The sequence below is a fragment of the Bacillus sp. ABR genome (assembly GCF_056172715.1).
In genome coordinates, this window is record NZ_JAOYSL010000004.1 from 133,839 (window position 1) to 147,397 (window position 13,559).

12 protein-coding genes are annotated in these 13,559 nt (G+C 43.6%); 10 read left to right on the top strand and 2 right to left on the bottom strand.

What is annotated here, in order from left to right:
• Positions 1-35 precede the first annotated feature (35 nt).
• Positions 36-791 carry an alpha/beta fold hydrolase gene (locus tag OIT90_RS14155; protein WP_260980337.1) on the top strand — a complete coding sequence of 252 codons (756 nt, stop codon included), beginning with the start codon at positions 36-38 and terminating at the stop codon, positions 789-791.
• 110 nt (positions 792-901) lie between these two features.
• Positions 902-1,624, top strand: a complete 723-nt coding sequence (locus tag OIT90_RS14160; RefSeq protein ID WP_058837272.1) for an SDR family NAD(P)-dependent oxidoreductase — start codon at positions 902-904, stop codon at positions 1,622-1,624.
• A gap of 48 nt (positions 1,625-1,672) precedes the next feature.
• On the opposite strand, the gene OIT90_RS14165 is transcribed toward OIT90_RS14160, so the two are convergent.
• Positions 1,673-2,800 carry a M20 peptidase aminoacylase family protein gene (locus OIT90_RS14165; protein ID WP_039176301.1) on the bottom strand — a complete coding sequence of 376 codons (1,128 nt, stop codon included), beginning with the start codon at positions 2,798-2,800 and terminating at the stop codon, positions 1,673-1,675.
• A gap of 153 nt (positions 2,801-2,953) precedes the next feature.
• Between OIT90_RS14165 and OIT90_RS14170 the strand changes: the two genes are divergently transcribed.
• The 3 genes from OIT90_RS14170 to OIT90_RS14180 all read left to right on the top strand — a co-directional run bounded on the left by OIT90_RS14170 (position 2,954) and on the right by OIT90_RS14180 (position 7,215).
• Positions 2,954-4,384: a YfcC family protein gene (locus OIT90_RS14170; protein ID WP_474892649.1), complete on the top strand. Its 1,431-nt coding sequence runs from the start codon at positions 2,954-2,956 to the stop codon at positions 4,382-4,384.
• A 217-nt stretch (positions 4,385-4,601) separates the two neighbouring features.
• On the top strand, positions 4,602-5,549 hold the full coding sequence (locus OIT90_RS14175; protein ID WP_064498609.1) for an L-lactate dehydrogenase: 948 nt from the start codon (positions 4,602-4,604) through the stop codon (positions 5,547-5,549).
• Between the two features lie 43 nt (positions 5,550-5,592).
• Complete coding sequence (locus tag OIT90_RS14180) at positions 5,593-7,215, top strand: L-lactate permease (protein ID WP_474892650.1); 1,623 nt, start codon at positions 5,593-5,595, stop codon at positions 7,213-7,215.
• 45 nt (positions 7,216-7,260) lie between these two features.
• Here the strand turns inward: OIT90_RS14180 and OIT90_RS14185 are convergent, their stop codons facing one another.
• A complete protein-coding gene (locus OIT90_RS14185; RefSeq protein ID WP_039176311.1) occupies positions 7,261-8,250 on the bottom strand; it encodes a LacI family DNA-binding transcriptional regulator in 990 nt (329 codons plus the stop codon).
• A 109-nt stretch (positions 8,251-8,359) separates the two neighbouring features.
• Between OIT90_RS14185 and OIT90_RS14190 the strand changes: the two genes are divergently transcribed.
• The 5 genes from OIT90_RS14190 to OIT90_RS14210 all read left to right on the top strand — a co-directional run bounded on the left by OIT90_RS14190 (position 8,360) and on the right by OIT90_RS14210 (position 13,556).
• Complete coding sequence (locus OIT90_RS14190; RefSeq protein ID WP_474892651.1) at positions 8,360-9,685, top strand: DegT/DnrJ/EryC1/StrS family aminotransferase; 1,326 nt, start codon at positions 8,360-8,362, stop codon at positions 9,683-9,685.
• The gene (locus tag OIT90_RS14195; RefSeq protein WP_474892652.1) at positions 9,660-10,526 is read left to right on the top strand and encodes an HAD-IIB family hydrolase; all 867 of its coding nucleotides are present in this window, start codon (positions 9,660-9,662) and stop codon (positions 10,524-10,526) included. The genes OIT90_RS14190 and OIT90_RS14195 overlap by 26 nt, the downstream gene beginning before the upstream one ends.
• Positions 10,523-11,569, top strand: coding sequence for a Gfo/Idh/MocA family protein (locus OIT90_RS14200; protein WP_039176319.1), 1,047 nt, complete (start codon positions 10,523-10,525; stop codon positions 11,567-11,569). The genes OIT90_RS14195 and OIT90_RS14200 overlap by 4 nt, the downstream gene beginning before the upstream one ends.
• Before the next feature lie 54 nt (positions 11,570-11,623).
• Entirely contained in the window at positions 11,624-12,814 is a 1,191-nt protein-coding gene (locus tag OIT90_RS14205) for an MFS transporter (RefSeq protein ID WP_474892653.1), read from the top strand.
• Between the two features lie 109 nt (positions 12,815-12,923).
• The gene (locus OIT90_RS14210) at positions 12,924-13,556 is read left to right on the top strand and encodes a LysE family translocator (RefSeq protein ID WP_474892654.1); all 633 of its coding nucleotides are present in this window, start codon (positions 12,924-12,926) and stop codon (positions 13,554-13,556) included.
• The last annotated feature ends 3 nt before the right edge of the window (positions 13,557-13,559 follow it).

Here is a 13,559-nt window from a genome sequence, read left to right on the forward strand (position 1 = left end):
CTTTTTTCTTATATAGAAGGATGGAGTTGTCGTCGATGATGGATAGGTCAATCATGATTTTTCTGCATGGTGGAGGAGTAAGCAGCTGGATGTGGCAGGAGCAGGTTGAAATATTTAAGGACACGTATGAATGCTTTGCCCCTGATCTCATTGGACATGGGACAAGAGCAAAAGAACAGATATTTTCAATGAATGAAAGCGCCCAAGAAGTCATCTCATGGATCAAGGAAAACGCGAATGGCCGTCAAGTGATTCTGATTGGATTTTCTTTAGGTGCACAGATTGCCGTTGATGTGTTATCAAGAGAGCCAGATATCGTAGACATCGCTGTCATCAATAGCGCCCTCGTGATGCCTCTGCCATGGCTCCATTTCATGGTGAGACCGCTCTTGCCACTGACGTATCCATTATTAAAGAAAGATTGGTTTATCCAGCTCCAAGCCGAAAAGATGGGGCTCCCGCAACATGTACTGCATCATTATGCGGCGGAATCGAAACATTTGCAGAAGAAAACCCTACTTACGATGTTTCAAGAAAACCTCCATTACAGGCTCCCAGACACGTTTCAGCAAGCAAAGGCACGCATTCTTGTCACAGTGGGAGAAAAAGAAAAAGGCATTATGACACGGTCAGCAAAAAAAATAACAAATTCACATCCGAAGGCAGTAGGTGTCATCGTTCCCGGTATTGGGCATACATTTACTTTTGAGAAAAAAGAACTTTTCACAGAAATGATCAAAAGCTTTATAGAGGCACGTGCATTACCAGTGGAATTAAAGGAAATCCAGTAGCCGTACCCATCAATAAGTGAAGATAAGCATAAAAGAGGCGGTGGTCTCTTAGAATCTGTATGATATAGGTATAAAACGCTTTCAGTTTCTGTGCCATAGAAGGAGGAGCTATGAGTAAAAACTATATCATATTCGGTGCAAGTCAAGGATTAGGAGATGCTTTTGTAAAGGGTCTTCCTTCAAGTGGAGATACAGTTTGGATTGTGTCGCGAAGTGAACCAAGCAGTTTGAGCATAGATGACGGTGTACATAGAATTTGGCTGAAAATCGACTTATCAAGCCAAACGCATATCCCTTATATGCTCGAAGCACTGGAGAACAAGACGATTGATGTACTTATTTATAACGTCGGTTTATGGGAAAAACGAGGCTTTGAAGACGATTATTCCTTTGATCACGATCAGCCAGAGGATATTGCGCACTTAATTAATGTGAATGTCACCTCAACCATTACGTACATCCAGGCACTGCTTCCGCACGTAAGGAAATCGGAGAATGGGAAAATCATCGTGATTGGCTCAACGGCTGGACTCGATCATACAAACCTGCCGCAAGTCTCGTTTGTTGCATCTAAATTTGGCCTGCGCGGAATTGTGAATGCGCTGAGAGAGCATGTGAGAAAAGATAAAATATCTGTTACCTGTATCAATCCAGGAGAGCTGGCGGCAGAGGTTCCGTATGAAGAGGGAGCCGAAAAGGCCATTACTCTATATGATGAAACGAGAATCCCTGTTCAGGATATTGTGGAGCTTGCTAGATGTGTGATTCACTTATCAAGGGTATCTTGTGTGAAAGAAATCAACGTTCCAGCCATGGCAGATTTGAATGCATAATATAAAGCGACCACCCGTCCTGAAGAGAAGGCGGGTGGCTTTTTCATTTTATGATGAATGCTGCTGGAGCGTTTGATAGACAGCTTCAGTCAAAATCTCAATGCCGGTAAAGATTGCAGAGCGGTCAAAGGTCATGTACGGATGATGAAGACCTGGCTTTAAATCACAGCCTAAACCGAGCATCGTAGATTTGATATGCGGAAGCTTTGCTGCATAAAAGTGAAAGTCTTCTCCACCTGTTGTGACGATTGGGGGATCAAGCTGCTCTTGGCCTAAAACCTGTTCAATCGCATGAGACATGATCTGGACAGCTTCCTCATTTAACGTAGCGGCAGGCAGACGATGGTCTGTTGAAAGTGTAATGGAAGCACCAAAGGCATCCGCTACAGAATGAACTGCTCTTTCAATTTCTTTTTCTAGCTCATCCATTACTTCGTTTGTTTGCGCCCTTACATCTAATGTAAAAGAAGCTTTGCCTGGGATGATGTTTGAGCTGCCCCCGCCAGCATGTAAATTGGTCATTTTCACAGAATGGGCGACTCGTGGATCGACATGGATATGCGCGAGTCTCTGCACGAGGGTTGAAGCCACTTCTATTACGTTGATGCCAAGGTGTGGACGTGCACCGTGCGCTTCCTCTCCAGTAATTGTGCCGACATAATGATTACTTGATCCGTGCAAAATAGCAGGAGCGCAGCGTCCGTTTAATGTTTCTTGAATTGGGCGCACATGTACGCCATATAAGTAATCGACATCTGCCAGCACACCTTTTTCAATCATTTTCAGCGCACCGCCGCCTCTTTCCTCGGCAGGCTGAAAGATGAAACGAATTGTGCCGTTCGGGCGTTCTTTTTCCTTTAATGCCATAAAGGTACCAAGAGCCATTGTCATGTGTGCATCGTGGCCACATGAATGATTGGCTTGAAATTCTCCATCTACTTCCTGCCAAAGTGCATCAATATCGGCTCTCACAGCGACCACTGGTGCGCCTTCTCCAATTTCACCGATCACCCCTGTACAGTCGTCAAATGTTTGAGTTTTGCAGCCCAATTTTTTCAATATACCTTCAATATAAGCAGTCGTTTCTGTTTCTTCCCAGCTGATTTCTGGGTGGGCATGCAAGTGTTCGAAGATGTCTGTCACGGTTTGTTTCATTTCGTTTGTCAAAGTTGTCATGAAGAGCCTCCTTGCTGACAGATAATCTGCCAAAACATTATTTTAGTGAAATAATATTGATCTTAAATATCAACAGTGTTTATAATATAACACATCATTTGATTATTCTGAAAATTAAGTGAAATTCCGATCGGGACAAAGGGGTTTTGGCACATGAAAACTGCGACAGTATCAGCACCAGAGAAACAGAAACGAAAACTTCAAATGCCGGATGCGTATGTTCTCTTATTTATGATTGCATTGATTTGTACGATAGCAACGTATTTTGTACCAGCGGGTGAGTTTGATCGAAAGACATCTGGGGAGATCACAACGGCCGTTCCTGGCAGCTATCACCGCATTGATCAATCACCTGTGAGTCCAGTTGGCTTTTTCACTGCGATACAAGAAGGAATGGTAGGGTCCGCATCTATTATTTTTCTGATTCTATTTACGGGCGGAACCATTGCCATTTTGGAGAAGACAGGTGCTATTAACGGGATGATTCACCATGTCATCAGCCGGTTTCAAACGAAGCAGTTATTGTTTATTTGTATTGTTGGGGGATTATTTTCAGTCCTTGGAACGACCGGAATTGTCGTGAACTCTGTTATTGGGTTTATTCCGATTGGCATCATTGTGGCACGATCCTTGAAATGGGATGCTGTAGCAGGAGCGGCTGTCATATACATCGGCTGTTATGCAGGGTTTAATGCAACGATTTTATCTCCATCTCCATTAGGTTTATCACAAACGATCGCAGAGCTGCCGATCTTTTCTGGCATTGGCCTGCGTGTCATCATTTATCTTTGTTTCCTTATTTCTAGTATTGTGTACATCTATTTATATACAAGACGTCTGAAGAATAAAGACAAGGGAAGCATTCTTGGCGATCAATGGTTTCCTGCTAAGGGGCTTGGCGGAGCAGATGCGGAATCTGTGGACAAGCCTGCATTCACTGGCAGACATAAGCTGATTTTAACGGTGTGCGGATTGTCACTTGGAGGGTTCTTATATGGCGCACTTCAGCTTGGCTGGACCGATAAGGAAATGGCCGGTGTGTTCATTTTTATGGCAATTGCAGCTGGCTTGCTTGGAGGATTAGCGGCCAATGATATTGCGAAAACGTTTATTATCGGATGTCAAAGCCTTGTATACGGCGCACTTATTGTTGGGATGGCACGCTGTATTTCGGTCATTTTAGAAAATGGGAAGCTGCTTGATACAGTGGTCAACGGCTTGGCGAGTATGCTGACAGGCTTTAGTCCAATTGCTGGTGCGATCGGGATGTATATTGCGAGTGCGCTTCTTCACTTTTTGATTTCATCAGGATCAGGAGAAGCCGTTGTCTTTATCCCGATTCTTGCGCCGCTCGCTGATTTAATGGGCATCACAAGACAGGTAGCTGTAGAAGCTGTAATGCTTGGTGAAGGGGTGGTCAACTGTATCAATCCGACATCTGGTGTGTTGATGGCTGTGCTTGCTGCAAGTGGTATTCCTTATGTAAAGTGGCTGCGTTTTATGGTGCCGCTTGCCCTCATTTGGTTTGTCATTGGTCTTGTATTTATTTGTATTGGGGTCATGATCAACTGGGGTCCTTATTAAACATGTATGAAGCTGCCGAAGAGCGTTTGGCAGCTTTTTTCTTGTGGAAATATGTATGGAACCAGCGCTTTGAAAGCACAATAAATGTGTTCACAAATTCGCTACATATTTTTTTTGAGCAACCCCCTTGCAAAAGTTTGTGAAGTGTTGCACAATAAGAATGTGAAATACTTCACATAATAAAAACAGCCTAGTTTTACTCAGGAGGATGAGATAAATGACAAACGAAAAAGTAAACAAAGTAGCCCTTATTGGAGCAGGTTTCGTCGGCAGCAGTTATGCCTTTACATTAATAAATCAAGCGATCACAGATGAATTGGTTGTTATCGATTTGAATCAAGACAAAGCAATGGGTGACGTGATGGATTTAAACCACGGAAAAGCATTTGCCCCGCATCCTGTGAATACTTGGTATGGAGATTATGAGGATTGTAAGGATGCAGACATTGTATGTATCTGTGCTGGCGCAAACCAAAAGCCAGGTGAAACGAGACTTGACCTTGTTGAGAAAAATTTAAATATATTTAAAGGCATTGTAGACAATGTGATGAAAAGCGGATTCGATGGTATTTTCTTAGTTGCTACGAACCCAGTTGATATTTTGACATATGCGACTTGGAAATTCAGTGGACTTCCAAAAGAACGAGTGATTGGCAGTGGTACGACGCTTGATACGGCAAGATTTAGATACATGCTCAGTGAGTATTTTGAAGCAGCGGCACACAATGTGCATGCGTACATCATTGGCGAACATGGGGATACTGAGCTTGCGGTTTGGAGTCATGCGAATATCGGAAGTGTACCAATTACAGAATTAATGAAGAGAAATGATCAATACAAACAAGAAGACTTAGATGAAATCATGGAAAATGTCCGTCATGCCGCTTACCAAATCATTGAGAAAAAAGGCGCCACTTACTACGGCGTAGCAATGAGTTTAGCCCGCATTACAAGAGCGATCCTGCACAATGAAAACAGCATTTTAACGGTCAGCACTTACTTGGATGGTGAGTACGGAGCAGAAGATGTCTACATTGGTGTACCAGCCCTTGTGAATCGAAATGGTGCAACAGAAGTGATGGAGCTTGCTCTGGATGATACAGAGAAAGAAAAATTTGCACACAGTGTGAATGTGTTAAAAGAGATTTTGGCTCCTCATTTTTAATCAATCAAAAGCAACCTATCTGAGCAGAAAAGGATGAATCACTATGTGGCAGCAAATATATGATCCGTTTGGTAATGAATTCGTCAGTGCATTGGTGGCAATGCTCCCAATCTTGTTTTTCCTACTTGCATTAACCGTTTTTAAGTTAAAAGGTGTTTTAGCCGCTTGTTTTACCTTAATCGTCAGTTTTGTAACAGCTGTTTTCTTCTTCCATATGCCAGTTGAAAAGGCATTATCTGCTGTGCTGCTCGGTATATCTAATGGGCTGTGGCCGATTGGATATATCGTGATCATGGCGGTATGGCTCTATAAAATTGCCGTGAAATCTGGTAAGTTCGATGTCATTCGTTCTAGTATTGCAGGAATCTCTCAAGATCAGCGTCTTCAGCTCTTATTAATAGGTTTTAGCTTTAACGCATTTTTAGAAGGTGCTGCTGGGTTTGGTGTACCGATTGCGATTAGTGCCGCTCTCTTAACAGAGCTTGGGTTTAAACCGCTGAAAGCCGCGATGCTCTGCTTAATTGCCAATGCTGCATCTGGTGCATTTGGTGCTGTGGGAATCCCAGTGATTACAGGGGCGCAAATGGGCAATATGACGCCGATTGCGTTATCTCAAACTCTTGTATATACGATCCCGTTTATTTCATTCTGTATTCCGTTCCTACTCATTCTGATTGTAGATGGATTCAAAGGAATCAAAGAAACTCTGCCAGCCTTGCTTGTTGTGAGTGGAACCTATACCATTTTGCAAGCTGTTACAATGGTGACGATGGGTCCTGAGCTTGCCAATATTATTTCTGCCTTAGCAAGTATGGGTATTTTGGCTTTATTTCTTCGGAAATGGCAGCCAAAAAACATTTATCGAGAAGAAGGAGCGCCAGATATTGAACAGAAACAAACGTATCGCGGCGTTGAAATACTGAAAGCATGGTCTCCGTTCTATATTTTAACTGCGGTTATTACGGTATGGAGTCTGCCAGCATTTAAAGCATTGTTTGCTGTAGGAGGACCACTTAACTGGACGACGATTTTAGTGAAAATGCCATTTTTACATCAGCAAATTGTGAAATTACCACCAATTGCACAAACGGAAACACCTATTGATGCGATCTTTAAAATTGATGTCATCAGTGCAACGGGTACTGCCATTCTGATTGCGGTGATGCTGACAGGGCTGTTTAGCAGACATATTACATTAACAGAAGGCGCTGCCTGCTTAAAAGCAGCGGTGAAAGAGCTTTGGCTCCCCGTTCTTACCATTTGTTTTGTCATGGGCTTTGCCAACCTGGCGAACTTTGCTGGACTAAGTTCTGCGATTGGACTTGCTCTTGCCAAAACAGGCGATTTGTTCCCGCTTGTCAGCCCGGTGCTGGGCTGGATCGGTGTGTTTATTACGGGGTCTGTCGTGAGTAACAACGCCTTATTCGGTAACCTTCAAGCAGTCACTGCTTCTCAAATCGGCTCACAGGCAGGTTTGTTAATTGGGGCGAACACGACCGGTGGTGTGATGGCGAAATTAATTTCTCCACAATCTATCGCTATCGCTACAGCAGCTGTTGGAGAAACAGGGAAAGAATCTGAGCTCTTCAAAAAGACCGTGAAGTACAGCTTCATTCTGCTCGGCATTGTATGTATATGGACATTCATTCTTGCTCAATTTTTATAGGTTGATAGATTAAAAAAGACTGAGAGAGATCTCAGTCTTTTTTCTTTATGTAGATTCTCTTGTCACGAGCCGGGTAGGCAGCTGGATATGTTCGCGCTGTAATGGTTTTTGGTCTTGCAGAAGCGAGATCATTTGCTGTACTGACCGCTGGCCAAGCTCTACGATCGGTATGTCAATCGTGGTGATCGTTGGAGCTGTCACTTCGCATATGTCTTGGTTGTCATAGCCGATGACCGCTAGATCCTCGGGGATTTGATAGCCATATGAAATGGCCTGTTTAATGAGCCCTGCTGCAACTTGATCATTGCCGGTGAAAATGGCATCAGGCGCATCCGTCATATGATGAATGACCTCCATTAAGCGAAAGCCGTCTTCAATGGTAAAAGCCTCTCCAAACAGCCAATCATCTTGCAGCGGCAAACCGTGAGCAGAGAGTGCATCAAGATAGCCCTGTTTTCTTTGTTTCTGCGCTTCACTGCTTTCTGTATCAAAGCAAAACCCAATCGATTTTCGCCCCGACCGAATCAAGTAGTCCACCGCTTTATAGGCAGCTTCCCGTTCATCGTATCCAATAATCGGGATGTTTGCTGTTTGATGATATTCATTTGCCATGACGATGGGGCCGTTCGTTAAAAATGGCTCAATTTTCTCCCACGTATTTTCTAACGCCCCCAATATAACCCCATCTACTTCTCTTCTTTTTAATAATTGAAGTCCTTCAAGCTCTAATGCTTCTTGATAAAACGTCTGAAGCACGATGGCTTTATATCCTTGATCAAGGGCTTCTTTTGAAATGCCTTTAATCAATTGTGCAAAAAAAGGATGGTCCACAGCTGGGACAGACACAGCAATGGTTTTTGTCTGATGTGACCTTAGTGTGCGGGCTGCTGAACTCGGTGTATATTCCATTTCTTTCATCACCTGTAAGATGAGCTGCCGCTTTTCTTCTGACACATATGGGTGATGGTTTAGCACTCTGGAAACGGTGGTGGTTGAAACCCCGCAGCGTTTGGCAATTTCATAAATTGTACACATATTAACAAATCCTTTACACAAAGTTATTGTTCTGAAATCGATAACATCATTTACAATGTGAAACAAGTTAAATATTAACAAAAGGAATTGATTAATTGGAGGGAATGGAATGCAAATATTGACGAAGATATCAGGTAAAAGCAAGGATTATCTTCCTTTGCTGGATATGATCAATCAAGGTGTTCAAGTAAAAGCCGATTCAGTTGAAAAGCATCTAGCAAATGAAAAGCTGGTGACGTTCCTTGAGCAAGATATAGAACGCACAGGTTTGGAAAAAATTCTCTTCCATTATAAACAAAATAAGGAAAAAAAGATACCGTTTCTGCCGGTTGATAAACTGATTTCCGAGGATGAAATCGATAATATTATGCTGGTGTTGAAGGAAGTATTGAGCTCTGGCCGTTTTACTTCAGGGCCATATATTCCGACCTTTGAAAAGGCGATTGCTGAGTACTTAGGGAAAAAATATGTCATAGCCACGTCAAGTGGAACAGATGCCTTGATGATCAGTCTTATATCAGCAGGCGTCCATCCAGGAGACGAGGTGATTTTACCAGCCAACAGCTTTGCTGCGACAGAAAATGCAGTGCTTGCCATTGGGGCTGTTCCGGTATATGCCGATATCGATCCAGAAACATACTGCCTCGCACCGAGTGAAATAGAGAAGCATATCACAGATAAAACGGTATGCATTCTACCGGTTCATTTATATGGAAAGCAAGCGGATATGAAGGCTATTTCGGCGATTGCGAAACAGCATGGGCTGAAAATCATTGAAGATGGCTGTCAAGCGATTGGCAGCAGCGGCCTTGGTGCTTATGGAGATGGACTTGTTCTCAGCTTTAATCCATACAAAAACCTTGGGGTCTGCGGAAAGGCAGGCGCCATCGCTACAAACGATGAGGCCTTAGCGGAAAAATGCATGGAGATCAGCTATCACGGCTTTGAATCTGGAAAGAAAAATGTCAAACGCAGTGACTACGGCTTTAATTCCAAAATTGATAATTTGCAGGCGGCGATCGGACTCGAACGAATGAAGTATTTAGGACTGCAAAACTTTAAACGTTTTTACTTAGCCAAGCGATATATTGACCAGCTGCAAACGCTTGAGGATGAAGGATACATGAAGCTTCCGAAGCTGACGGATGACCATGTATGGCATCTATTCCCGATTAGAGTACTGAAGGGAGACCGAGATGAACTTGCAGCGAAATTGCTGGAAATGGGCATAGAGACGGATGTCTATTACCCGATCCTATCGCATCAGCATCAAACAAATCTTGTTTCTCAAAAGTATAGACAAACAATACTACCGCACACGGAAAAGGCAGCGCAGCAATTACTTCACCTGCCGCTTTACCCAGGAATGCCGCTGCAAGATCAGGAGAAGGTCATCGAGGGGGTTCATCATGTTATCAAGTCTTCCATTCAATAAAAAACTGCTGAATCAGCCGAAGAATCCGCAGTGGATCGTCTTCTGTGATTTTGATGAAACGTATTATTCTCACGAAATGACAGAGGAGCAGAGAGAGGATGTCAAGCGGCTGGAAGCCTTTGTAGCAGAAAAGAGTGAAGCGGAACAGCTTTTGCTGGGCTGGGTGACGGGAAGCAGCCTCGATTCTGTCACGAGCAAAATGGAAAAAGGCGGATTTCATCAATTCCCGCATTTCATTGCGTCGAACTTAGGGACTGAGATTGTATATACGTCGGATGTTCATTTTGGACAGCCAGATGCAGAGTGGATGAAGCGGCTGGATGCACAGGGCTTTTCAGATGAAAAAATCGAAGACATCCTGGAAACAGTCCGAGAAAAGGGCATTTCCCTTAGACCGCAAACGCAGCTGGGCAGCTCAGGGTATAAGAAGAATTTCTATTATCAAGAGCAGGATGAACGGACGGATCTTCATCATCTATCATTTATCCAAACACTGGCTAAAGAGCGGGGTGTGGCGGTCAACATCAACAAATGCAACCCGCTTGCAGGAGATCCTGCGGATTGCTATGATGTCGATTTTTTACCAGTAGGAACAGGGAAGGATGAAATTGTCCGCTTTATGTTGAACCAATATGATCTATCGAAAGATGAAGGCTTTGCGTTTGGTGATAGTGGGAACGATTTGCGGATGCTTCAATCCGTCACGCACGGTTTCCTTGTCCAAAATGCGACAGGCGAAGCCAAACGGCACCATCACCAAATTTGTCATCATGGGTATGCAAAAGGAATTTATGAAACTCTGAAAACAGTGATGTATAAACATGAGGAGGCACATTCATGAAGAAAATTGGAATTGTTGGAGCAGGGAATATTGCAAAAGCACATGCAAGAGCATTATCAACGATCAAAGGTGCAGAATTATCCGGTGTCTATGATTTGCATGAGTCGGTCGCACAGGGATTCATTAAACAGTACGGCGGGCGTGTGTATTCAAGTATCGAGACACTTGCAGATGCATCTGATGGGTTGATCATTGCTTCCCCTAATTTTTGTCATAAGGACCATGCCCTTCAGTCGCTAAGAGCAGGACAGCCGATTTTATGTGAAAAACCGATGGCTGTGTCGCTGAAGGAAGCGAAGGAAATGGTGGAGACAGCCAAACAGTTCCAAGTTCAAGCCAGTATGGGCTTTAACTATCGTTATTTATCCTTTGTGAATATATTGAAAAACTTGATTGCCAATGGAGAATTAGGGCGTATTTTGACCGTCAGAACTCATTTTAAGAAAAACAGTGCCCTCAGAAGAAAAACATTTTCATGGAGAGACAGCGGCGAAAGTCTGCGTACGAGCGGTGCGCTAGGGGATCTTGGCATTCATTTGATTGATATGCTGTGGTACTTATTTGGCAGTGAAATGAAGAAAGAATCACTTAACACCAAGATGCTGACACGTGTAAAGGAAAAAGAAGAGAAAAAGGTACAGGTGGATGATCATACCGAAATTTTCGGGCAGATGGAGAATCAAGTGTTCTTTCATTTGGTGACATCCAAAAGTACGCAGCCTGAGGAATGTGGATTTAGTGTAGAAGTCGTTGGTCATGACAAGGTATTCAAATACCATACGAACATGAAAAACGAATATGAGATCAGTGATGGATTGTGTGTGGAGCGTCATCAAATGCCGCAAACCTTGCTGACAGATCCGCCGAATGAATTTTACGGATGGTCCGATACATTCCGCGATCAGCTGATGCATTGGGTGAATACTGATCCATACCCAACTCATATGAAGGTCGCTGATTTTGAAGATGGTTATCGCGCGCAGGCTGCGCTCAATACATGCTTTGAGAGGGAAGAGGCAGTTGTCTCTGCTCAGGCATATTAAAGAGGTGGAGCGGAGGATGTCATGACTCCGCTCCTTTTTAGAGGAAGTGAAAAGATGAAAAAGGTATTTTATTTTGGCTGTGTCTTTTATTTTTTTATTGGGACCATTCATGTGTTCTTTGGCAGCTTAACGCCTTATTTGCTGTCGAGTTATGATAAGGGTCCTGGGGAATTATCATCTTTAATTTTTTTTCAGTTTATTGGTTTTTTGACAGGTGTTCTGCTATCCCCCATTCTAGTGAGAAAAAAAGGCTATGGCGCTGTGCTGACCATGGGTCTTTTGCTGATGATTGGGTCACTTCTGCTGGGGCTGTTGGTGCCGGGCTGGACGACGCTTGTGCTGGCAGGTTTTTTTCTTGGGAGCGGCGCAGGCAGTCTTGAGACAACAGCCGGTGCGTATGTCATTTCAATGGCTAATAGTGCAAAGCGAATCAGTATCATGGAGGTCTTTTTTGGATTAGGTGCACTGTTATTTCCGCTAGTGATTTTGCTGACTGTCACAGACCAGACATGGCAGTATGTGTTTTTATTTCAGGTGGGTGCGCTGACATTTTTCCTCATGCTCTGGCTTGTTTTTATGAACAAACTGCCTCATGGACAGATGGATGCTCCTTCCACAGGAGGGATGAGGAAACCGTCCTTGCTTGTTGATCGAAATAATCGAATGATCGTGGTCATTATGATTTGTTTTGCCTTTTTCTACGCAGGGATTGAAACGAACTTTGCGAACTTTTTGCCGTCGATCATGCTGGAAAAGGGGGGAGAAAATTGGGGCCTCTTTGCGGTCTCTACTTTCTGGACAGCGATCGTCATTGGCAGGACTGTGATTGCGAGAAAAGCTGATCAACTGCATCCGCTGCGTTTTTTAAAGCTAAGCGCATCACTGATGATTTTGCTGCTTGTGATATTCGCTCTGACAACCCACATTACTGCGCAGCTGATCCTCATCTTTTTCATCGGGCTTTGCGCAGCTGGCATGTTCCCAATCGCACTGACAGCATCTGCCTTAATGATTGAAAATGCCATCGATGAGGCGACGAGTTATTTTATTGCAGCCGCGAGCTTAGGCGGAGCCTGCTTGTCCTTTTTAATTGGATTTAGTCTGGAATGGGCAGGAGCGGCAAGTGCCGTCTTTGTATTTGCTTTCTTAGCTGTTCTTTTGTTTGCAGCTGCGATTCAAATGAATCGTTCTAAGAAAAAAGAAACAGTACACGCGCAGCAGACGGAACTGAAAGCAGATCGCTAAGCGAATGACCCAGCGGCTGGTCCACCTGAAATGATGACAAAGGACTTGTACTAAAACGCAGAAAGTTTGAATAACATGTACAAGTCAGCATCAAAAGGAGGACGTCTATGTGGCGGTGTTTTTTGGTTATATCTTTTTAGGGTTGTCACTTTCAGCGCCTGTTGGGCCAGTCAATGCAGCCCAAATCGACAGAGGGATTAAAAGTGGATTTTGGCATGCGTGGATTTTTGGTGTGGGGGCTATGGCTGCGGATATTGTCTATATGCTTCTCATCTATTTTGGTGTCGCCCAGCTTTTGACTGCACCTCTTGTAAAAACCTTTTTGTGGCTGTTCGGCTTTTTCGTTCTGACCTATACCGGTATTGAAAGTCTGCGTAAAATCAATTTACAGGAGAGTCCGAAAAAGGATAGCGGAAACACATCAGTTGGCCATTCGTTCATGACCGGATTTTTCATTTCTTTATCTAATCCGCTCAGTATTTTGTTTTGGCTTGGCATCTACGGCAGCATCTTAGCCAATACGATCGAAAAGTATGGAGCTTCCCAAATGCTCATGTACAGTATGGCTATTTTTATCGGCATGCTGATCTGGGATTTCAGCATGGCGCTGCTTGCTAGTTCGTTTAGGCGTTATTTAAGTGAACGTGTGTTACATGGTTTATCCGTTCTTGCAGGTCTATCGTTACTTGGTTTCGGCGCCTATTTTGGGTATCAAGGGATTATGGCGTTGATTGGTTCATAAGAG

Excerpts from the sequence above, each read along its gene's own strand:
- OIT90_RS14155 (WP_260980337.1), top strand. The coding sequence starts at position 36 with ATGATGGATAGGTCAATCATGATTTTTCTGCATGGTGGAGGAGTAAGC.
- OIT90_RS14160 (WP_058837272.1), top strand. The coding sequence starts at position 902 with ATGAGTAAAAACTATATCATATTCGGTGCAAGTCAAGGATTAGGAGAT.
- OIT90_RS14165 (WP_039176301.1), bottom strand. The coding sequence starts at position 2,800 with ATGACAACTTTGACAAACGAAATGAAACAAACCGTGACAGACATCTTC.
- OIT90_RS14170 (WP_474892649.1), top strand. The coding sequence starts at position 2,954 with ATGAAAACTGCGACAGTATCAGCACCAGAGAAACAGAAACGAAAACTT.
- OIT90_RS14175 (WP_064498609.1), top strand. The coding sequence starts at position 4,602 with ATGACAAACGAAAAAGTAAACAAAGTAGCCCTTATTGGAGCAGGTTTC.
- OIT90_RS14180 (WP_474892650.1), top strand. The coding sequence starts at position 5,593 with ATGTGGCAGCAAATATATGATCCGTTTGGTAATGAATTCGTCAGTGCA.
- OIT90_RS14185 (WP_039176311.1), bottom strand. The coding sequence starts at position 8,250 with ATGTGTACAATTTATGAAATTGCCAAACGCTGCGGGGTTTCAACCACC.
- OIT90_RS14190 (WP_474892651.1), top strand. The coding sequence starts at position 8,360 with ATGCAAATATTGACGAAGATATCAGGTAAAAGCAAGGATTATCTTCCT.
- OIT90_RS14195 (WP_474892652.1), top strand. The coding sequence starts at position 9,660 with ATGTTATCAAGTCTTCCATTCAATAAAAAACTGCTGAATCAGCCGAAG.
- OIT90_RS14200 (WP_039176319.1), top strand. The coding sequence starts at position 10,523 with ATGAAGAAAATTGGAATTGTTGGAGCAGGGAATATTGCAAAAGCACAT.
- OIT90_RS14205 (WP_474892653.1), top strand. The coding sequence starts at position 11,624 with ATGAAAAAGGTATTTTATTTTGGCTGTGTCTTTTATTTTTTTATTGGG.